The organism is Shewanella sp. SM95 (genome assembly GCF_025653595.1).
Lineage (GTDB): Bacteria > Pseudomonadota > Gammaproteobacteria > Enterobacterales > Shewanellaceae > Shewanella > Shewanella oncorhynchi.
On sequence record NZ_JAKKSE010000029.1, the window covers coordinates 23,934 to 45,003 of the forward strand.

The window sequence follows — 21,070 nt, forward strand, 5'->3', positions numbered from 1 at the left end:
ATGCTGTCTTGGTTTGAAAACCGCATCTTAAATCTAAGTGCGCTTCAATTCATGGGAAGGCGAGCGGTTAGATTAAGGTAAATAGTGGCTGATCGAATGCCACTTCATCGCCGTCTTTGGCCCAAATAGTGCTGACCACGCCATCGCGCTCGGCTTGGATGGGATTCATCATTCTCATCGCTTCGATAATGCAGATCACTTCACCTTGGCTCACACGTTGACCGACTTTAACCAGCGGCACCTCATCGAGTTCTGCCGCCGCGTAAAAAGTGCCGACCATAGGTGAGACTTGTACAAAACCTTCTGTACTTGGCGAAATGTCTGTTTGCTTTGCCTGTTCATTCAAAGGCGCCACAGGTGCTCTGGGGATCGCTTGCTGTGATTGCACATTGGCTGGCATAGGGCTGTAGCGGGTGATGCGAATTGATTCTTCACCTTCGGTGATCGCCAGTTCTGCTATGTCAGATTCTTGTACTAACTCAATGAGTTTTTTAATTTTACGAAGATCCATTGCCATTTATCTGCCCTTGCAAAGCACGCTATTGAATGGGATTACTGTGGTTGGTTGAGCCGCTTAATGGCCGCCGCCAGCGCAAACTCATAACCTTGTGAACCGAAACCGCAAATCACGCCTATCGCCTTATCGGAAAAATAGGAATGGTGGCGAAAGGCTTCACGGGCGTGCACATTGGATAAATGCACTTCAAAAAAAGGAATTGCCACGCCAAGCAGGGCATCACGCAGGGCGACGCTGGTGTGTGTAAAGGCGGCGGGATTGATAATAATCATCTGGGCATCGGTTGCATGAATCGCATTGATTAGCTCAAATTCGGCGTTGGACTGAATATGTTCGAGCTCAACTCCCGCCTGTTGTGCTTGCAGGTTTAACTCCACCACTATGTCGGCTAAGGTCTGATGACCGTAAACGCTGGGCTCGCGGCGGCCTAAGAGGTTGAGATTGGGGCCATTGACGAGCAAAATTTTGTGACTCATTGCGCTTTCCTTTACGACATGCCTTGGGATTAATGCAGGGATTAAAGTTGGAATAAATTTAATTCAGTTTTCTACATAGGCCACTAACTTAACCTGTTCAAATCGATTTTGCATTATCGGTTAGTCAATTGTGTGCGAGCTGATCATGTGCGAGCCGATTATACCTTTGAAATCCTGTGCCATTGTTGGCTGGGTTCAATTGCGGTTATTTCTCTGGTACTGAGTTAGCAATTGCCTAAGTTGGCTATCAGTTAAGTTAATTGTCATCTAAGTTAACTGTCACCTAAGTTAATAGTCACTCTTCTGTTGACGCATGGCCTTAGTGGCACCTTTTTGTTTCTTGGTCTCTAATCGCCGCGTTTGGCTGCCTTTAGTGGCGCGGGTGGGGATGCGTTTTTTCTGCACTTCACCGACACTGGCAACCAAGGCGATAAATTGCTCCAACGCCGTTTGGCGGTTGGCATCTTGGCTGCGACTCGCTTGGCATTTGATAATGATTTTGCCGCTTTTAGTGATGCGGTGATCCGCCTTGTTGAGCAAGCGTTCTTGGTAAAACTCGGGTAATGATGAGCTTTTAATATCGAAAATCAGCTGCGCAGCGGTGGACACTTTATTTAAGTGCTGGCCGCCTGCACCACTCGAACGGATAAATTGCCACTCGATTTCATTTTCCTGAAGTTCCACACGGTTTGAGATTTTTATCATGGCAAACTTAGGCATTTTTCAGCATGGATTGAGAAGCCATCAATAATGACTTATGGCTTTCCAATAGATTTGTTATCATCGGGCGCATTCTTTGCCGCTGCATTGGCTAAAGCCATTGCCTGCAAAAGTGTTCTCGATTCGGAGTGCCTCTATGTTATGCCAAATCCCCGATATTGCTAAGGGTGTTATCAGTCTTTTTGCCAGTGGCCGACTATCCTCCACCGATTATCGGACCCGTTTACAGCCTGCGATTAAGAGTTATCGTAAGGATTGGGGCCAAGTTTGCCTGTATATTGAGGCGGATGTGTTACTCGAAGGCTGGGAATTTGAGTCGCTGACTGGTAGTGGTGAAGTCCAGTTACCGAATTTTGAAGCCTTAGTGTTTGTGGGCGGCCCTGATTGGGTAGGAAATGCGGTGCGCTTACTCGGACCTTTTATGCAGGGCGAAGTGGCTTGGTTTCCACTCGAACAGAAAGCCAAAGCGATTGCTTGGATCACTAAGCGTTCGAATATTTAATGGTCTAATTAAGGCCATATTTACAAGGAATTAAGTATGTCATTATTGAAATCGCGCTCTTTTTCTTCACTGACAGTTTCTAAGGTCAGTGCGATTGCGTTAGTGTTGGCATTTACCGCTGGACTGAGTGCCTGCGCGCCAGAAGTGGGCAGTGATGCTTGGTGTAAACAGATGAAAAATAAGCCGTCTGGCGATTGGACTGCTAACGAAGCCGCTGATTATGCTAAGCACTGTGTATTTAAATAAGTGCTGTGCATTTAAATAAGCACTGAGTGTTTAAGTCAGCGTTAGCCTTTAGAGATCACAGCTTGAAAGACTTTGCTTGCGAGCTGTGAACTTATGTTTATCATACGGGTCAGATGTTCCGTTATCCTTTATTTGCTATAGGTGATATTTGAATTCTACCGCTAAGCCATTTTTTACTCGAATGGTGACCCTACTGATAGCCATTATCGTGCTGCAATTTGCTGGCGCGAATATGGGTGCGCATCAGTTACATGCGGGCAATGGTGCGGAAGAAGCTGAGAATCATCCCCATCTGCAATTTAGTGCCCAAGTAACCACTTTGGCCCAATGTGTCGATTGCGTTTGCCCAAGTGAGCAAGCCCTAGGCTTTGCGGACTCCACGGGTGTCACCAGTAATCACGCGGGTGAAAACCAAAGCAGCGGATTTCATTCCCACTTAGTTAAAACCACTGAAATACAAGATTTTGACCTATGCCTCGACTGCCAATGCCATGGCGGTCATGTGGCACTGTTATCTCAGGCAGTGAGTCAGCCTGTACAGGCGTTAGAAAGTGTCTATCTGCCTACCGATGTATCCTATTTCCCGCCTGAAAATTTACCTAAATACCGCCCTCCTATCGCTTAATTCTCCAATATTCGGCTTATTTCTCGGCCTAGGACGATTGATTCATCTGATTGGATCTCATTCTATTTTGCCGCGTGATAAGCCCGTTATGTTCATCCCCCAAAAGATATGCTTGAACTGATGCTCGCAGCGTTAACTGTTGGAGCCGTCATTGGCTTTTTAGCCGCGCACTGTATTGCTTGGCGGGATGATTCGATCGGCGCTTATTTGCCATGCCCAGAACGATATGATTGCTTTGCATTGAGCTATTTAAATGAAGCTCACATCTAGCCGTTTCGCTTTGGGCGCAAAAGTCAGCCGATCCACATTCGATATTGTTAGGATTTGCGATGAAAAAAACGATTCTCGCCCGTACTTTAGTTTGTCTGTTTAGATCGGGCTTGTTTAGCTGCGGATTAGTATTGGCCGCCGGATTGCTAGCCTTTGCCCTCGCGGCAGAAAATGACTCTCTTGAAGTCAATGTCCTTGAAGTCAAGGTCCTTGAAACCAAAGCCTCTGAAGCTAATTCCCCTGAAATCAAAGCCGCTGAAGTTGAGGCATTTAAGGCGCAATCACTGGGCTTACCCGCCAAAGAAACCGACACGGCACATGTCAACTTTGGCCTATGGTTGCCTGAGTTACTCACACAGTTCAATCAGTTACCTGAAGTTCAGGCACAGCTTGTAAGGCAGCAACAGGCCAAACTGGCCATTCAGGCGGCAGATCGCGCTGTGTATAACCCAGAACTTGGGCTTAATTATCAAAATGCTGATACAGATGCTTATAGCTTAGGGCTGAGCCAAACCCTCGATTGGGGCGACAAGCGCGGCGTGGCGACGCAGCGTGCCGAGCTTGAAGCGCAAATCCTTTTAGCGGACATAGGGTTAGAGCGTAGCCAAATGTTAGCCGAACGCTTGCTGGCCTTGGCAGAACAGGCGCAAAGCCGTAAGGCGCTGACCTTTGCCGAGCAGCAATTAAGGTTCACCAAGGCGCAGCTCAATATTGCTGAGCAGCGATTGGCGGCGGGGGACTTATCCAACGTCGAGCTGCAATTGATACAACTCGAAGTCGCCTCTAATACTGCCGACTACGCCTTAGCCGAGCAGGTGGCCTTAGTGGCCGATGGCAAAGTAATTGAATTACTTGGGGATAATAATTTCGCTTTTAGTGAGTTTATCAAAGAGATCCATTTCTTTGTGACTCAGGCTAAGCAAGCGCCAGCGGCCGAGTTGGGCACCTCTAAATCAGCCTTGCCAGCCCTGGCGAGTGCTTATCAGCAAGTGCTGCTCGCCAGAGTTAATGTCATGCAAGTCAAAGCGGAAGCTTCAGCTGACCCGACTATTAGCCTAGGCGCTGAAAAGGAGGGCACGGACAATAAGCTCGGTGTCGGCGTGTCGATTCCTCTACAAGTTCGCAATAACTACAGTGAGTTACAAGCCGTAGCCGATAAGGGCATCGCTATCGCGGAGCAAGGCTATCTTGCCCGTGAGCGAGTGCTTACCGCTAAGCAGAAACAATTCCTCTATGCGTTACCGCGTTTACTTGAACGTTACCAAGACTGGCGTGAGTTAGTGCAAGTGTCAGGTGCTAAAGCCGCTAAATCCTTAAGCCAACAATGGCAGGCGGGGGATGTGAGTACGAGTGAGTACTTACAGAGCCGTCGTCAGTTAGCCGCCAGTTATTTGGTGGGCTTAAACCTAGAAACGGCTATCTATCAAAGTTGGTTAACTTGGATGGGCGAAAGCGGCCAGCTTATGCCTTTTATCGAAAAGCTCAACTCAGTCCCTTCGATAACATCTAATACCACCGCACGCACAGTAAACCCATGAGGTCACAATAATGAATTCAAATACTCACCACGAAAATATCCTTCAACTGGATGCTGTAACGACGCCTGAAAAGCGTCGGTTTAACCTATCAAAAATCGCGCTCGCATTATTCGTGCTGAGCACGCTGGCATTTCTCGCTCAGCCTGTATTGGCTGGCGGTGATCACGCACCCATCGCTAAGGCAAGCGGCGATTCGGTAACGCAAACGGCGCCGGCGGATGAACACGGCGAACAGGCGCTGAAATTGACCGAAGCGCAGCAAGCCTTGGCGGGGATTAGCTTGTTACCTTTGTCGAGCGATAGCTTGAACCTAGCCAATTTGAATCTCGATATTAGGGCGACGGCGACCTTAGTGGTGGATCGCGATCGAACCGCGACCCTTGCGCCGCAGCTCGATGTGCGTGTGTTGGCGCGCCATGTGGTGCCGGGACAAGAAGTGAAAAAAGGTGAGCCTTTACTTACCTTGGGTGGCGCAGCCGTTGCGCAGGCACAGGCGGACTACATTAATGCCGCTGCCGAATGGAGTCGAGTCAAACGCATGAGTGAAGGTGCAGTTAGCGTCAGTCGGCGGATGCAGGCGCAGGTGGATGCCGAACTTAAACGGGCGATTTTAGAGGCCATTAAGATGACGCCCGCGCAAATTCGTGCACTGGAATCGACGCCTGAAGCCATAGGCAGTTATCAACTCTTAGCGCCAATTGACGGCCGAGTGCAGCAGGATATCGCCATGCTAGGTCAAGTTTTTAGCGCGGGCACACCCTTAATGCAACTGACCGATGAATCCTATTTATGGGTTGAGGCGCAGTTAACCCCAACTCAAACTACGCATATCCAGGTTGGCAGTTCAGCTTTAGTGCAAGTAGGGGATAAGACGTTGGCAGGTAAGATAATCGGTCGCTCCCATGAACTCGACAGCGTAACGCGCACCGAGCAAGTGCTGGTGAGTATGCCCAATCCTGATCATGTGTTGCATTCGGGGCAATTTGCCGAACTTTACTTTGCTGGCTCTACTACCGATCCAAACGGCAGTGGCATAGTGCTGCCCGATGCAGCGTTGACCCGTGGCGGCGATGGCGATTGGCAGATTTTTATTCAAGATGAGGATGGCTTCGAGTCCATTGAGGTAGAAGTGGTGCAGCGTCAACGCGGCTTGAGTCTAGTGCGTGGACCTGAGCTTGAAAAAGCCCAACAGGCACAGCTCAAGGTTGTGGTGGCTGGCGCGTTCTTCTTGGCATCCGAGCAGGCGAAAGCGGGCTTTGATATTCACGCCCACTAATATGAGCGCCCTTATTTTGGAGATTTTCTATGTTGCAAAAGTTAATCGAAGCCGCGATTAAAAATCGGCTGTTAGTGGTATTGGCTCTGCTCGCCGTGATTGTGGGCTGTGTGGCCATGTTACCTAAGTTGAATCTCGATGCCTTTCCTGATGTGACTAACGTGCAAGTGACCATCAATACAGCGGCCGAAGGCTTAGCTGCAGAAGAGGTGGAAAAACTTATCAGTTATCCGGTGGAATCGGCCATGTACGCCTTGCCAGCCGTGACTGAGGTGCGCTCGTTATCGCGCACTGGCTTGTCGATTGTGACTGTGGTATTTGCCGAGGGGACGGATATTTACTTCGCCCGTCAGCAAGTGTTTGAACAGTTGCAGGCGGCGCGGGAGATGATCCCAAGCGGCGTCGGAGTGCCTGAAATCGGCCCGAATACCTCGGGATTAGGGCAGATTTATCAGTATATTCTGCGCGCAGAACCTAACTCTGGCATTAATGCCGCCGAGCTGCGTAGCTTAAATGATTATCTGGTGAAGTTGATATTGATGCCCGTGGGCGGCGTGACTGAAGTCTTGTCTTTTGGTGGCGATGTGCGCCAATACCAAGTGCAGGTCGAGCCGAATAAACTGCGTGCCTATGGCTTGTCTATGGCGCAGGTGACCGAAGCGCTAGAGAGCAATAACCGCAACGCTGGCGGTTGGTTTATGGACCAAGGCCAAGAGCAACTTGTGGTGCGCGGCTATGGCATGTTGCCCGCAGGAGACGCGGGATTGGCGGCGATCGCGCAGATCCCTCTGACCGAAGCCAGCGGTACGCCAGTGCGTATTGGCGATATCGCTCAGGTGGATTTCGGCAGCGAGATCCGTGTCGGGGCAGTGACTATGACGCGCCGCGATGAATCTGGCCAAGTGCAAAATCTCGGTGAAGTGGTGGCTGGTGTCGTGCTCAAACGCATGGGGGCAAACACTAAGGCGACGATTGACGATATTGGTGCGCGGGTGAGCCTTATTGAGCAGGCCTTGCCCGATGGCGTGTCCTTTGAGGTGTTTTACGACCAAGCGGATCTGGTCGATAAGGCTGTGACCACAGTGCGCGATGCGCTGCTAATGGCCTTTGTGTTTATCGTGGTGATCTTGGCGTTGTTCCTCGTCAATATCCGCGCGACCTTGCTGGTGCTGCTGTCGATTCCTGTGTCTATCGGGCTCGCACTTATGGTGATGTCCTATTATGGCTTGTCGGCAAACCTGATGTCGCTCGGCGGTTTAGCTGTGGCGATTGGTATGTTAGTCGATGGCTCTGTGGTGATGGTGGAGAATATTTTCAAACACTTAACCCAACCGGATCGCCGCCATTTACCCGAGGCGAGGGCGCGTGCCGATGGTGAGGATGATCCCTATCACAGCGAGGAGGATGGCGCTAAAGCCAGTGGTGATGTCAGCGAATCGAATATGGTTATTCGGATAATGCTCGCGGCAAAAGAGGTGTGTAGTCCAATCTTCTTCGCCACCGCCATTATTATCGTCGTATTTGCACCGTTATTTGCCCTCGAAGGCGTTGAAGGCAAGCTGTTCCAGCCGATGGCGGTCAGTATCATTTTGGCTATGATGTCGGCGCTGCTGGTGGCGCTGATTGCCGTGCCAGCCCTTGCCGTGTATCTGTTTAAGCGCGGTGTACTGCTTAAACAAAGTGTGATTTTAGCGCCGCTGGATGCCGCTTATCGCAAGTTACTGACGGCAACGCTTGCTAGGCCAAAGGTGGTGATGCTCAGCGCCTTGGTGATGTTCGGCTTGAGTCTATTATTGCTACCAAGGCTGGGTACCGAATTTGTGCCTGAACTGGAGGAAGGCACGATTAACTTGAGGGTGACGCTGGCACCAACGGCGAGTTTAGGCACTTCGCTCCAAGTCGCACCTAAGCTTGAGGCTATTTTGCTAGCATTTCCCGAGGTGGAATATGCCCTGAGCCGCATTGGTGCGCCTGAACTGGGCGGCGATCCCGAGCCAGTGAGTAATATTGAAGTCTATATTGGCTTGAAACCGATAGCAGAGTGGCAGTCGGCAAGCTCGCGCTTGGAACTGCAACGCTTGATGGAGGAAAAGCTCAGCGTATTCCCTGGACTCTTGTTGACCTTTTCGCAGCCGATTGCGACTCGGGTAGATGAATTACTTTCGGGGGTAAAAGCCCAGCTAGCGATTAAAATCTTCGGCCCTGATTTAGCGGTATTATCACAGAAAGGCCAAGCGCTTACCGATCTCGTCGCGAAAATCCCCGGCGCCGTGGATGTGTCGCTTGAGCAAGTGAGCGGCGAGGCGCAATTAGTCGTGCGCCCCAAACGCGAGCTATTGGCGCGTTACGGCATCAGTGTCGATCAAGTGATGAGCCTCGTCAGCCAAGGTATTGGCGGCGCGAGTGCAGGACAAGTGATCGATGGCAATGCCAGATACGACATCAATGTGCGACTCGCGGCCGAGTTTCGCCAAAGCCCGGATGCGATTAAAGACTTGTTACTCAGCGGTACAAATGGCGCCACAGTGCGCTTAGGGGAAGTCGCCAGCGTCGAAGTGGAAATGGCGCCGCCGAATATTCGCCGTGACGATGTGCAGCGCCGTGTTGTGGTGCAGGCCAACGTGGCGGGACGCGATATGGGCTCGGTTGTAAAAGATATTTATGCCCTAGTGCCAAAGGCGGATTTGCCAGCGGGATATACAGTGATCATTGGCGGCCAGTATGAAAATCAGCAGCGAGCGCAGCAAAGGTTGATGCTAGTGGTACCGATTTCTATCGCTTTGATTGCCTTGTTGTTGTACTTCTCCTTTGGTTCATTCAAGCAAGTGTTGCTCATCATGGCGAACGTGCCCTTAGCTTTGATTGGCGGCATAGTGGCCCTGTATGTCAGTGGTACTTATTTATCTGTGCCTAGCTCTATTGGCTTTATCACTCTATTTGGGGTAGCGGTGCTCAACGGTGTGGTGCTGGTGGATTCGATTAATCAGCGCAGGCAAAGCGGCGAAGCACTCTATGATTGTGTTTATGAGGGCACGGTTGGGCGTTTGCGCCCGGTATTGATGACGGCACTGACCTCGGCCTTAGGTTTGATCCCGATTTTATTGTCATCGGGTGTTGGCAGTGAGATCCAAAAGCCCTTGGCAGTGGTGATTATCGGTGGCTTGTTTAGCTCGACGGCGCTGACCTTACTCGTCTTGCCGACCTTGTATCGCTGGTTATATCGCGGCGATAAGCGCATTGATGAGCTCGGTTAATCACAAGTAAGCCGTCATCGTGGGCAATAACTTGTTATGTTTCGGGTTATTGCCTTCGTTGTAGACAGGGTTATCACATTGACTAAAACTCTAAAAATCAGTGAGCTAAAGAGTGATAGATGGGCTAGTCTTAGAGTCGACATTAAGGACATTCATTTCTGGAGAACATTATGATTGCGGTAATTTTTGAAGTCATCCCGACAAAGGAAGGAAAGGAAGAGTATCTGCACGTGGCGGCTGAAATGCGCCAATATTTAGAAGGTCGTACGGGGCTGATCTCGATCGAACGTTTTCAGAGCTTAACCGACGATGGCAAAGTACTGAGCCTGTCGTTCTGGGAGGACCAAGCCTCTATTACCCAATGGCGCAATCAGATGGCCCACAGCATTGCCGAGCAAACGGGTATAGTGCCCTGTTTGTTTAACTCTTATCGCATTCGGGTGGCAGAAGTAGTGCAAGATTACAGTGAAACTGTGCATGTTGAAGCTGAGTAATCACTTATCTCGCTGATGTAAAAACAAAACCCATCTCTAGAGATGGGTTTTTTATGCGTGACACTTAAGTTTGAGATTATTTTTCTTGTTGAGCTTTCAATAGATCGCGGATTTCAGACAGCAACTCTTCTTCTTTGGTCGGTGCTGGTGGCGCTTTAGGCGCATCTTCTTCCTTGCGTTTTAGGGTGTTAATGGCTTTTAAACCCATAAAAATGGCGAAGGCGATAATCGTAAAGTCGATAATAGTTTGAATGAATTTGCCATAGGCAATGACCACAGAAGGCGCATCGCCTTGAGCTGCCTGTAGCACTATGCTCAAATCACTAAAATTCACACCACCTAGGATGATGCCAATTGGTGGCATGATGACATCGGCCACGAAGGACGAGACGATTTTGCCGAATGCGGCACCTATGATGATACCAACGGCCATGTCGATCACATTGCCACGGGACGCAAAAGCCTTGAACTCTTTAATTAAGCTCATTAGGTTTCCTCCAAAATTGAGATTAAATGTTAAATTTTATTGTGCAAACTGTATCAGGAAAACCTAAGGTCTTTTGCAGCCTGTTACCTTGCCAAGCTTATAGGGGCTTATGGATTAAGGCAATTCTGACATAGAGGATTTATCCTCAAGGCAATGATTTTCACTTTACAAAGTAACAATTGTTACTTTTTTGGGCATTCGATTTATTCATCTAGATCGGCATGGCCGATAAAATCAGGGACTTCTAAGACTTGCGATCCCCAACGTTTAAATAGGGAGCTATAGATGAATTCGATAAAGACGCGGTATTTTCGCGGTAGATACGCCCGCTGTGGATAGCTAAGCACTACCTTAGTTTGCACCATTGGATAGTCATCTAGTAGCGGGATTAAATCGCCTTTTTCTAATGCGACTTGGGCTATGATGGACGGCACCGCAGTGATCCCAAGCCCCGCAATGGCGGCCTCGCGAGCGAGGGTGACATTGTTTACCGTCAGTTGAGTCTTGGGCTCGGCGACAATCCAAGTTTTACCATCGAATAATTTCCAAGCACCTTCAATATGCGCCGACTGCAAGCGAATCGCTTTATGTTTGGCTAAGTCCTGTGGCACCTTGGGTGTTCCATGGACAGCTAAATAAGCTGGGCTTGCCATAAGCGATTTATGGGCGTTGACTAAGGCATAGCTTTGCAAGCGAGTGTCACCCGAATCGGCAATTTGAAATAACAGATCGATACCTTCTTCTATGACATCGACCTTACGGTTGGTGAGTTCAGCCTCTATGGTGATTTCGGGATAAAGCGTTAAAAACTGCGCGAAAATCGGCCCTAAAAACAATTGGCCTAATTCAATTGGGCAGACAATTTTTAGATTGCCTTTAATCAATTGCTGTTGGGCGCTGAGCTGATTTTCGGCGCTCTGCAGATCGCTGAGGATCTTATTGATCCTGTTGTAATAACTCGATCCTGCTTCGGTGAGTTTTAGGGCTCTGGTGGTGCGAAAAAGCAGTTGTGTGCCGGTATCGGCTTCGAGCTCGGCTATCTTGCGACTGACGGTTGCCTTAGTGAGCCCAAGGGCTTTAGCTGCGCCAGTAAAGCTACCTTGCTCGACCACTTGAGCGAAAATTTGCACGCGATTGAGATCCATCATTGTTACACCTGTGAAACAGTGGGTTGATTTTTTACTGACTAATAAACTTAGTGAGACAGTAGTACACTAGATATCACTAATCAAGGAGTCATTCATGTCCAAAAGTAAACTCATTATCGCCGTTCCACTGTTACTCGCTGCAGTTGCGGGAGGCGGTTATTACTGGTGGACACAGGTACGTTTTATCGAAACCACGGATAACGCTTATGTTGAGGCCGATATTTCCCATATCAGCGTGAAAGTGCCTGGCTACGTTGTGTTAAGCGATGTAACTGATAACCAGCATGTGCAAAAGGGTGAGTTATTAGCTCAGCTAGAAGATAACCAGTTTAGTGCCAAAGTGAGTCAAGCCGAAGCCTCACAGGCGAGTGCGAAGGCGGACTTGCAAACCTTAGCCGCAAAGGTGGAGTTGCAACGGGCGTTAATCACTCAAGCCAGCGCAGGCGTGGTAGCGGCAAAGGCCGATAAAATACGGGCACAACAACAATTGAGCCGTTCAAAAAAGCTTAAAGTCAGTAATTACAGCTCCCAAGATGATGTCGATCAACTACAGGCCGGATTTGATTCTGCCGCCGCCCGTCTCGATGAAGCTCAAGCCGTGTTAGTGGCAAAGCAACGGGAGTTAGCGGTTTTTAATGCCCAATTAGATCAGGCGGGCTCAGTAGTAGAGCAGGCCGATGCGACTTTAGAACTGGCGAAAATTCAATTAAATGATACCCGTGTGACCGCACCTTTTTCTGGGGTGATTGGTAAACGTGGCGCTATGGTGGGGCAGTACGTGCAACCCGGCCAAGCACTCTACAGTTTGGTTCCGGATGGGGCAGTGTGGATCACGGCGAACTTTAAAGAGACCCAGATCCAACATATGCAACCAGGACAGTCGGTGCAGGTCAGTCTCGATGCGTTTCCCGACAAAACCTTTATAGGTGTTATCGATAGTCTGTCACCGGCGTCCGGAGCCAAATTTAGTCTATTGCCAGCGGAAAACGCTACAGGTAATTTCACTAAAATCGTCCAACGAATTCCCGTGCGTATTCGCTTAGATTTATCTGAGGAAGAAGCACACATGCTACCGGGCTTAAGTGCGGTCGTGAAAGTGGATACGGCGTCGGGTACTGCAATATCGGCAATCGCTGCAAATACAGGTCGTTAGTATGAGCGCAACTGGCTCTATCACTGCGTCTGCCGATATTGAGGCGCAGGGCATCAGTGTACCTAGAAAGCCTAGCGATTATGAACGTGGCAGTCGCCGTTCATGGATTGCGGTATTTGGTGGTTTGATCGGCGCCTTTATGGCGATCCTCGATATTCAAATCACCAATGCATCGATGAAGGAGATTCAAGGCAGCCTTGGGGCAACGCTCGAAGAAGGCAGCTGGATTTCAACCGCGTATCTGGTGGCTGAAATGATCGCGATCCCGCTCTCTGGCTGGCTCAGTACGGGATTGTCGGTCAGGCGTTATCTGTTATGGACCACGGCTGCTTTTATCTTTGCTTCTGTGCTTTGCTCAATCGCGTGGAACTTAGAGGCCATGATCGCCTTTCGGGCGCTACAGGGCTTCTTTGGTGGTGCACTGATTCCGTTAGCCTTTAGGCTTATTCTTGAGTTTTTACCCGATAACAAACGTGCTGTCGGCATGGCATTATTTGGCGTGACTGCCACATTTGCGCCTTCAATCGGCCCGACCTTAGGCGGTTGGCTGACCGAGCAATTTAGCTGGCATTATCTGTTTTATATCAATGTGCCACCGGGTTTGTTGGTGATGGCCATGTTGGCCTACGGTTTAGAGAAGCAGTCGGTCGTTTGGGATAAGCTGAAGAATGTCGATCTGGCGGGCATAGTCACTATGGCGCTGGGGATGGGTTGCCTTGAAGTGGTGCTCGAAGAAGGTAACCGCAAGGACTGGTTTGGTTCAGAACTCATTCGTAATCTGGCCATTATTGCCGTCGTGAATCTGGTGTTGTTTGTTTGGATCCAGCTAAGGCGTAAAGAGCCGTTAGTGAATTTGCGCCTGCTCGGTAAGCGTGATTTTGTGCTCTCTACCGTGGCGTATTTTTTACTGGGCATGGCATTATTCGGCGCTATTTATTTGATCCCACTTTATCTATCACAAGTCCATGATTACACACCGTTAGAGATTGGTGGCGTGATTATGTGGATGGGATTTCCGCAGCTATTGGTCTTGCCCTTAGTGCCGAAATTGATGGAGCGCTTCGATAGTCGTTATCTCGCTGCCTTTGGCTTTTTAATGTTCGCCATTAGCTATTACATGAATAGCCAGATGACCGCAGATTATGCTGGACCGCAGATGATCGCTTCGCAAGTAGTGCGGGCATTAGGTCAGCCTTTTATTCTGGTGCCAATTGGAATGCTTGCGACCATGCATTTAAAACCCCATGAAAATGCCTCGGCATCGACGGTATTAAACGTGATGCGTAACTTAGGTGGTGCTTTTGGTATCGCACTGGTGGCGACCCTGACTGACACTTTGTCGCGCGGGCATTTGGCTCATATTAAGGAATCTTTACCCGCAGTGAGCACACAAGCACAGGATTATTTAACCCAAAGCGCAAGCATGTTGCAGGCGGGAGGTTCTGATCCCTATACCGCTGCCGCGCAGGCGAAAGCTTTACTGGGCAAAACCATGAGTCAGCAAGCTTATATTCAGGCCTATAACGATGTGTTTTACATCATGGGCGCTCTGCTACTCATCGCCGTATTCGCTGTGCTGCTGATCCGTAAACCGACAGGGCCTGTGGCCCACGATGCCATGGTCGAGTAATAACGTTTTTCGTTATCCTGTTGTCGCCATAGATTTCCCCAGATCTATTGGTTTGCGCAACAGCTTTGCGCCTTAGTCCTCGCGGATTAAGGCGCTTTTTTATGGTCTTTATGCTGTGGTAGACTCAAAGTTCTTTTTCGATGATTTGCAGAGGGATATCGTTTGCAGTGGCAAAATCTTACATTTAATCAATTAAATGCCAATAGGCTATATGACATATTGAAGCTAAGAGTCGATGTGTTTGTGGTAGAGCAGGCCTGTGCGTATCCAGAGCTTGACGATAAGGATAGGCATCCAGAAACCCAGCATTTGATCGGTTTATCGCCAGACGGGGAACTGCTTGCCTACGCGCGTATTTTGCCGCCGGGGTTGAGTTATCTAGAGGCGAGTATCGGCCGTGTGGTGGTATCGCCAGCGGGTCGAGGCAAAGGGCTAGCCATGCCTTTAATGCAGCACGCCATTGAATCAGCACTGACGACTTGGCCCGATGCGGGGATCCAAATTGGCGCCCAAGATTACCTCAAAGCTTTCTATCAAAAACTCGGCTTTGTCGCCTGCTCTGAGATGTACTTAGAAGATGGTATTCCCCATTTGGATATGCGCTATCAATCAGCATAAGCGGCTATCAATATGAGTTATCTACATCAATTATCAACATAAGCGATCAACAAAAGCTTGGCATATAAACATTCAACATTAAGCCAATAAGGAACTGAGATGTCGACTTCAACGGACTATAGAATCAATCAACAGCAAATTGCCTGCGTGGCGAGTTTTCTGGCTAAAGAGGGCAAAACCGAAGCACTAATAGCTGCGCTCGCGAGCCTTATTCCTGATACGCGCCGCGAAGCGGGTTGTATTCGTTACGAACTCAATGTGTGCCGTGATGAACCACGCCGCGTGACGTTTGTAGAAAAGTTTGTCGATATTGCCGCCTTTGATGAGCACTGCGCTAAAGATGCAATTCAACACTATTTCCACCAAGTGATGCCCGAATTAGTCGAGTCATACCATGTGGAAACCTATCATCAAGTGATTGTTTAGCCATGAGATAAACGATTAGGAGCTTGCAGTGTTGATTAATGCTATCGAGCCAGTATTTAGATCTCTATCCGAATGGATCTCATTGATACTGCAAGTGACTAATGGCCGCAGCTGGAACCATTGCACTTTAACTCTTTAGTGCTAAAAGGCGTATTAGGTAAGGATAAGGCAAAGTTGCTGGCTTAAGTTGCATTTGTCATCAATGTACCGAGTAGTTATCTACGACAAGAATGACAACCTAGACTTTGATTGTATGACTTCACTGGGATTAATAAAGCTGCCTTGCTACTTTGCTTAATTGAACCCATTCGAATTTCATCGCAGAGTGAGTTTTATATCCATTCCAATCTAAAAAGCCGAGTGGTTTATCACTCGGCTTTTAATATATCTTAGATATCGCTTTATTTAGTGAAAAACACTAATGTCCAAGGGACTACGTATGCTTGGAGTACTGTGATCACGCCAATGAAAGTACAGAAAAATAGACTGTGCTTTAGCGTAAAGCGGAAAAGATCTGATTCTTTACCCGCCAATCCCGTTGCAGCGCAAGCAACGGCAATAGATTGTGGCGAAATCATTTTGCCCGTTACTCCTCCCGTAGTGTTTGCGGCGACTAATAACTCCGGTGTTACACCTATTTGGTTTGCTGTATTGGCTTGCAGCGCGCCAAATAGGGCATTTGATGAGGTGTCTGAACCTGTTAAAAACACACCTAACCAACCTAAGAATGGCGAAAAGAAGGGGAATGCTACGCCAGTGCCTGCGAGCACGAGTGCTAAGGTTGAAGATAGACCTGAATAGTTTGCGACAAAGGCAAATGCTAATACTAATCCAATTGACAATATCGGGAATTTTAATTCAATTAAAGTGTCTTTAAAGGATGTCAGTGCATTACTTACTGACATTTTAAGGACCACAATTGAGATCATTGCTGCGATTAAAATTGCTGTTCCAACAGCGCCTAATAAATTAAGTTTATATATTGCTGCATAAGGGGTTTCCTTAGCGACAATAGGTGCACTTTTGATAACGAGATTATGTAAGTAAGGTACTTCAATACTGATAGTGGCAAAACTTAATGCCAGTTGTACATCTTTAAGACTCCACAGGGTTACAATCGCTGTGAGAATAATAAAGGGAGACCATGCTTTAAATATCTGGCTATTAGAAAAAGTAGATTTAGGGGTAGTAACTCTTTGTTTCATGCCTGAGAAAGTGAATATTTCTTTTGGTTGCCAGACTTTTAAAAATAACGTTAAACAAATTAGACTGACTAACGCCGAAGTAATATCGGGTAATTCGGGGCCGATAAAGTTTGAGGTTAAAAATTGGGTGATCGCAAATGAAACGCCTGCTACTAATGTTGCGGGCCAAGTTTGACGTATTCCCCTGATGCCATCCATCATTGCGATGAGCCAGAAGGGGACAATAATCGATAAAATTGGCAACTGACGGCCAGCGAGTTGTCCAATATGGAATGGGTCTAGTGATGAAACCTGACCTGCTACGATAATTGGGATACCCATAGCTCCAAAGGCGACGGGTGCCGTGTTTGCGATTAAACAAAGTCCTGCTGCATACAATGGATTGAATCCAAGCCCGACAAGTAACGCAGCTGTAATAGCAACAGGTGCACCAAATCCAGCAGCACCTTCGAGGAAGGCTCCAAATGAAAAGCCAACCAATAGCATTTGTAATCGTTGATCTTCTGTGACTGAGATGACTGACGAGCGAATAACCTCAAATTGACCTGTTTTAACGGTGATTTTATATAAAAATACTGCGGTAATAATAATCCAAGCAATTGGCCATAACCCATAACTAAAACCATATATAGCAGAAGCAAGCGCGATACTAATAGGCATTTTGTAGGCGAGTATCGCGACTGCTAAGGCAATTAATAAGGTTAATGCCCCAGCGATATAGCCTTTAAGTTTTAACACAGTTAAGGCTAGGAAGAAAAACACAATAGGCAGTAAAGCAACCATTGCGGTTAGCCACAAGCTACCGAGTGGCGTGTATGTTTGGGTCCAGGTCATAGGGAGGTTTCCGTATTGTTATAATATGTTGATAAATCGTGTCGCAGCCGCAACATAGCAGATACTAGTGTTTAGTGATGTAGGATCAATCTTAAATGTTGCAATAAGTGATATGGGTCACGAGATGTGTGGATAAATGATGACGGGGAAATATCTAAATAATAATCAAGTAAAATATTGCCTGTTTTAGCTGTATTCACCAAGCATCTAATTTAGGCTATATTAATATTTGTTGTGTTATCAAGATTATTTTTTGTGAGTCGTGAACTTAACTAGAGTATTGTGATTTATGAAAAACTAGGCTGTACTGGTTTAGTTTTTTGTAGTGTTTATAACAGATGGTTTATAAATATTTTTTATCTTTAGATATAGAAATTAATAGCAATCAATGCAACTAATAATGCAGTTATCTTATTGTGGCCTGAATTGAGCTATAGATGTTGCCATACTCTTGTCTATGAGTTTGCATGGCTGGAAATTTACCTTGCTATATGTGGCTGCGAGTATGACAGTAGGTTGAATTTTTTAATTTTGCAGCACAGTTCGTTGAGGAAGTAACATGAAACAAGTCAAAGTATTAGGCAGTGGTTGCGCTAAATGTAGCAAAACCGCTGAGATGATTGCGGACATATCAGAAGAAATGGGTGTGGATGTGATTGTAAAAAAGGACACAGATCCTCAAAGCCTATTGAAATTTAAAGTGATGAAAACCCCAGCGGTAGTGATCGATGGTGAGCTCATACATAGCGGCTCAGTACCGACGCGCGATGAAGTTGAGGGGTGGTTAAGGGACTAAGCTGTTGTAAATACCAGCTCATATTAGTGAGCTCGCTGAATAGTTGCACGGATTATGCTCGTTAGAAAGCGCTTAAGCTAAAAATGCACACCATTGTCATCCTGAATCCTTGGCAATGGTGTTGTAATATCATCAGTATACGATTAATGATATTAAATATAATGTTTTTAAAAACAATGTATTGATGCTTTGTGTAGTAATTTTATTATGGGGTTTTATTGGCAACGGTTTAGTCGGCATTGCATTATCTGGGCGAGTTTATTGAGTCTATGTTGTATGAGGTTGTTTGCAGATTTCGACTTCTTTTATCAGTATCACTGCTATGATTTTGATTCAGTGACCTCGTCAAGTTGCGGGATGAGTGCCAATGCAAAAGTGGCTTAGGGTATTAACACGTTTCTACAGTTGGTTATTTTTTACTGCACGTCTGTTTCGTTTAGGGCTTTTTCTAACGCTAAGTTTATTCGCTTTGCCTTTGTTTGCTGCTCAAACATCTCCCGGATTAACCCAAGTATTAACGCCCGCTACGGATTGGAAAAACTCCGCTTATATCACCCAAGCATTTAGTGAAGTCGCCCTACAAAATGAGTATGACCTTGCTAAACATAGCGTGCGTAAGTGGCGCATACCGGTACGAGTGTTTATTGAGCATCAAGTGGGTGATAAGGCGCTGCACACTCAATTAGTGTTGATGCACTTAACACACTTAGGCCAGATCACCGGCCTCGATATTCAACGGGTAGATACGCTCTCTGAGGCGAATCTGCACTTAGTTTTTACCCGTCAATCCCTATGGGCAAGTGAGGTGATGCGCTTAATGGGACCGAGCTCGGCGAAAAATGTCCATGGCTCTGTGTGTATGGCAAAATTTGCTCTCAATTCACGGCAAGAGATTGAACGTGCTTGGATTATTATTCCTGTAGATCAAGCCAAAATGCACGGTAAGTTAGTGGCTTGCGTAGTGGAAGAGATAACCCAAGTGCTTGGTTTACCCAATGATTCAGAGAAAGTATTTCCCTCCATCTTTAACGACAAAACCCCGCAGGACTTACTCACTGGGCTCGATTTCATTTTGCTTAAATTACTCTATAGCCCAAGTATTAGCGCTGGAATGACGGCCGCAGAGGTCAAACAGCCTTTGCAGATTTTGCTCGAACAATGGCTGCGCGATGGCACTATTGCTAACGCTGGCAAAACGGTACGTCAAGGTCAGTTGTACCCATTGTTAGGTTATTGATGACTAAGCATTACAGCTAAAGTTGACATTGCTCGCACGTGACTAATTAATCCTTTTTGTTTTAGGAATAAGGGCATAGTCTATCTTTATATGAGATAAACACCTTGGAGGGACACCATGCGAATGACATTGCAGTTTTTAGGGGCGACAGAGGAAGTGACGGGTTCGTGTCATTTACTCTCGGTTGATCATGAACACTTATTGCTCGACTGTGGTTTGATCCAAGGCGGTAAGTCTGATGAGTTGCGTAATCATGATCCCTTCGCATTTGATCCTGAGTCTATTTCTGCTGTCGTGCTTAGCCATGCCCATATCGATCATTCTGGGCGTTTACCACTCTTAGTCAAAGCGGGTTTTGATGGGCCTATCTACACCCATAAAGCCACGGCAGAGCTGTGCGCCATCATGCTCAAAGATGCGGCTATGCTGCAGACCCGCGATACCGAAAGAGTCAATAAAAAGCGTGCTAAACATGATCTTGACCCCCTAGAACCGCTATTCACCGTTGAAGATGCTGAACTCGCGATAACCCAATTTGTACCATTGGAATACGGTCAAGTGACTCGGGTTATTCCCCATGTGGATATTTGCCTCTCAGATGCAGGGCATATTTTAGGTTCCGCCTTAGTCGAATTGTGGTTAGGTGAGGGAAAATCCCAGAAGAAAATCGTCTTCAGTGGCGATCTTGGCCGTGCAGGTATGCCGATTTTACGTAATCCTACCTTAGTGGATACGGCAGATTTAGTCTTAATGGAAAGCACCTATGGCAATCGTTTTCACCGCAGTTGGACGGATACCTTAGCCGAATTGAAAGCCATTTTTGCTAAGACAGTCAACGAGAGCCAAGGCAATATATTGCTGCCCGCTTTTTCGGTTGGACGAGCACAGGAGTTATTATATCTATTTCATTTATATGCTAAAGAATGGGATCTCGGCCGTTGGAAAATCTGCCTAGACAGTCCGATGGCAATTGAGGCGACCCGCGTCTACGTTAATAATTATCCGCTGATGGATGAGGACTTTAAACGCTTTACCCGCCAACATCCTGGGCAGCATCCGCTGTTGTCGAATGTCGAATTTATCCAAACGACCGAAGAGTCGATAGCGCTGAACGATGTGCATAAGGGATTGATCATTATCGCAGGGAGCGGCATGTGTAACGGTGGACGTATTCGTAGCCACTTAGAGCATAATTTATGGCGCCCAGAATGTGATGTGATTATTTGTGGTTATCAAGCGCTTGGAACACCGGGGCGTGCCCTCGTCGATGGCGCTGAGGAACTGTCTATTCATGGTAACAGCATTAAAGTCGCGGCTAAGTTACACACAGTGGGTGGACTTTCAGCCCATGCGGATCAAGCAGAGTTATTACGTTGGTATCACCATTTTGAAGGCCAGCCGCCGTTAATTTTAGTCCATGGAGAACCCGAGGCGCAGCATGGATTAGTCGATGTGATTAACCAAGATCCTCAGACTAAACCAAAGGCTATAGCAATCGCGACCCAGGGTGACCGATTGGATTTAAATGCACTGCCGCAGTTAGTGTGGAAGCCTTAAAAGATTTGAAAGTGCAAGGTTGGGTGGAAATGCCATTATCTTCTACACGTGTGGCAATGCG

Annotated in this window: 20 protein-coding genes; 14 read left to right on the forward strand and 6 right to left on the reverse strand. The window is 47.4% G+C overall.

The annotated features are described in order from the left end of the window. Nucleotides 1-67 precede the first annotated feature (67 nt). The 3 genes from accB to arfB all read right to left on the reverse strand — a co-directional run bounded on the left by accB (nucleotide 68) and on the right by arfB (nucleotide 1,713). Nucleotides 68-517 (reverse strand): acetyl-CoA carboxylase biotin carboxyl carrier protein, encoded by a 450-nt coding sequence (gene accB, locus L5M29_RS21165; RefSeq protein ID WP_263169924.1) that lies wholly within the window; start codon nucleotides 515-517, stop codon nucleotides 68-70. Between the two features lie 35 nt (nucleotides 518-552). Continuing rightward, on the reverse strand, nucleotides 553-993 hold the full coding sequence (gene aroQ, locus L5M29_RS21170) for a type II 3-dehydroquinate dehydratase (RefSeq protein ID WP_263169926.1): 441 nt from the start codon (nucleotides 991-993) through the stop codon (nucleotides 553-555). Nucleotides 994-1,281: 288 nt separating this feature from the next. Further along, nucleotides 1,282-1,713: an alternative ribosome rescue aminoacyl-tRNA hydrolase ArfB gene (arfB, locus tag L5M29_RS21175; protein WP_011787977.1), complete on the reverse strand. Its 432-nt coding sequence runs from the start codon at nucleotides 1,711-1,713 to the stop codon at nucleotides 1,282-1,284. A gap of 136 nt (nucleotides 1,714-1,849) precedes the next feature. Between arfB and L5M29_RS21180 the strand changes: the two genes are divergently transcribed. From L5M29_RS21180 to L5M29_RS21210, 7 genes are all read left to right on the forward strand, one after another. Continuing rightward, complete coding sequence (locus L5M29_RS21180) at nucleotides 1,850-2,215, forward strand: STAS/SEC14 domain-containing protein (protein ID WP_105250333.1); 366 nt, start codon at nucleotides 1,850-1,852, stop codon at nucleotides 2,213-2,215. Nucleotides 2,216-2,251: 36 nt separating this feature from the next. After that, nucleotides 2,252-2,461, forward strand: a complete 210-nt coding sequence (locus L5M29_RS21185; protein ID WP_113939200.1) for a DUF3012 domain-containing protein — start codon at nucleotides 2,252-2,254, stop codon at nucleotides 2,459-2,461. 181 nt (nucleotides 2,462-2,642) lie between these two features. Further along, nucleotides 2,643-3,086 carry a hypothetical protein gene (locus L5M29_RS21190; RefSeq protein WP_263169954.1) on the forward strand — a complete coding sequence of 148 codons (444 nt, stop codon included), beginning with the start codon at nucleotides 2,643-2,645 and terminating at the stop codon, nucleotides 3,084-3,086. Nucleotides 3,087-3,415: 329 nt separating this feature from the next. Beyond that, nucleotides 3,416-4,894: a TolC family protein gene (locus L5M29_RS21195; RefSeq protein WP_263169928.1), complete on the forward strand. Its 1,479-nt coding sequence runs from the start codon at nucleotides 3,416-3,418 to the stop codon at nucleotides 4,892-4,894. A gap of 10 nt (nucleotides 4,895-4,904) precedes the next feature. Further along, nucleotides 4,905-6,170 (forward strand): efflux RND transporter periplasmic adaptor subunit, encoded by a 1,266-nt coding sequence (locus L5M29_RS21200; RefSeq protein WP_263169930.1) that lies wholly within the window; start codon nucleotides 4,905-4,907, stop codon nucleotides 6,168-6,170. A 29-nt stretch (nucleotides 6,171-6,199) separates the two neighbouring features. Continuing rightward, nucleotides 6,200-9,424, forward strand: a complete 3,225-nt coding sequence (locus tag L5M29_RS21205) for an efflux RND transporter permease subunit (protein WP_263169933.1) — start codon at nucleotides 6,200-6,202, stop codon at nucleotides 9,422-9,424. A 170-nt stretch (nucleotides 9,425-9,594) separates the two neighbouring features. Next, complete coding sequence (locus L5M29_RS21210; RefSeq protein ID WP_113939195.1) at nucleotides 9,595-9,918, forward strand: antibiotic biosynthesis monooxygenase family protein; 324 nt, start codon at nucleotides 9,595-9,597, stop codon at nucleotides 9,916-9,918. Between the two features lie 76 nt (nucleotides 9,919-9,994). On the opposite strand, the gene mscL is transcribed toward L5M29_RS21210, so the two are convergent. Together mscL and L5M29_RS21220 are read right to left on the reverse strand one after the other, a co-directional pair. Beyond that, on the reverse strand, nucleotides 9,995-10,405 hold the full coding sequence (mscL, locus tag L5M29_RS21215) for a large-conductance mechanosensitive channel protein MscL (protein ID WP_105250328.1): 411 nt from the start codon (nucleotides 10,403-10,405) through the stop codon (nucleotides 9,995-9,997). A gap of 203 nt (nucleotides 10,406-10,608) precedes the next feature. Then, the gene (locus L5M29_RS21220; RefSeq protein WP_263169935.1) at nucleotides 10,609-11,553 is read right to left on the reverse strand and encodes a LysR family transcriptional regulator; all 945 of its coding nucleotides are present in this window, start codon (nucleotides 11,551-11,553) and stop codon (nucleotides 10,609-10,611) included. A 94-nt stretch (nucleotides 11,554-11,647) separates the two neighbouring features. Between L5M29_RS21220 and L5M29_RS21225 the strand changes: the two genes are divergently transcribed. The 4 genes from L5M29_RS21225 (at nucleotide 11,648) to L5M29_RS21240 (ending at nucleotide 15,380) form a co-directional block, all read left to right on the forward strand. Continuing rightward, on the forward strand, nucleotides 11,648-12,706 hold the full coding sequence (locus L5M29_RS21225) for an HlyD family secretion protein (RefSeq protein ID WP_173247738.1): 1,059 nt from the start codon (nucleotides 11,648-11,650) through the stop codon (nucleotides 12,704-12,706). A gap of 1 nt (nucleotide 12,707) precedes the next feature. Beyond that, nucleotides 12,708-14,336: a DHA2 family efflux MFS transporter permease subunit gene (locus L5M29_RS21230; RefSeq protein ID WP_263169939.1), complete on the forward strand. Its 1,629-nt coding sequence runs from the start codon at nucleotides 12,708-12,710 to the stop codon at nucleotides 14,334-14,336. 162 nt (nucleotides 14,337-14,498) lie between these two features. Continuing rightward, nucleotides 14,499-14,954, forward strand: coding sequence for a GNAT family N-acetyltransferase (locus L5M29_RS21235; RefSeq protein WP_263163685.1), 456 nt, complete (start codon nucleotides 14,499-14,501; stop codon nucleotides 14,952-14,954). 99 nt (nucleotides 14,955-15,053) lie between these two features. After that, a complete protein-coding gene (locus L5M29_RS21240) occupies nucleotides 15,054-15,380 on the forward strand; it encodes a putative quinol monooxygenase (RefSeq protein WP_263169942.1) in 327 nt (108 codons plus the stop codon). Between the two features lie 401 nt (nucleotides 15,381-15,781). On the opposite strand, the gene L5M29_RS21250 is transcribed toward L5M29_RS21240, so the two are convergent. Beyond that, a complete protein-coding gene (locus L5M29_RS21250; RefSeq protein ID WP_113939189.1) occupies nucleotides 15,782-17,419 on the reverse strand; it encodes a lactate permease LctP family transporter in 1,638 nt (545 codons plus the stop codon). A 559-nt stretch (nucleotides 17,420-17,978) separates the two neighbouring features. On the opposite strand from L5M29_RS21250, the gene L5M29_RS21255 reads away from it, so the two are divergent. From L5M29_RS21255 to L5M29_RS21265, 3 genes are all read left to right on the forward strand, one after another. Beyond that, nucleotides 17,979-18,215 (forward strand): thioredoxin family protein, encoded by a 237-nt coding sequence (locus tag L5M29_RS21255; RefSeq protein WP_028761824.1) that lies wholly within the window; start codon nucleotides 17,979-17,981, stop codon nucleotides 18,213-18,215. Between the two features lie 367 nt (nucleotides 18,216-18,582). Then, entirely contained in the window at nucleotides 18,583-19,452 is an 870-nt protein-coding gene (locus tag L5M29_RS21260; protein ID WP_028761823.1) for a DUF2927 domain-containing protein, read from the forward strand. Nucleotides 19,453-19,569: 117 nt separating this feature from the next. Beyond that, a complete protein-coding gene (locus L5M29_RS21265) occupies nucleotides 19,570-21,009 on the forward strand; it encodes an MBL fold metallo-hydrolase RNA specificity domain-containing protein (RefSeq protein WP_212599622.1) in 1,440 nt (479 codons plus the stop codon). Nucleotides 21,010-21,070: the final 61 nt, after the last annotated feature.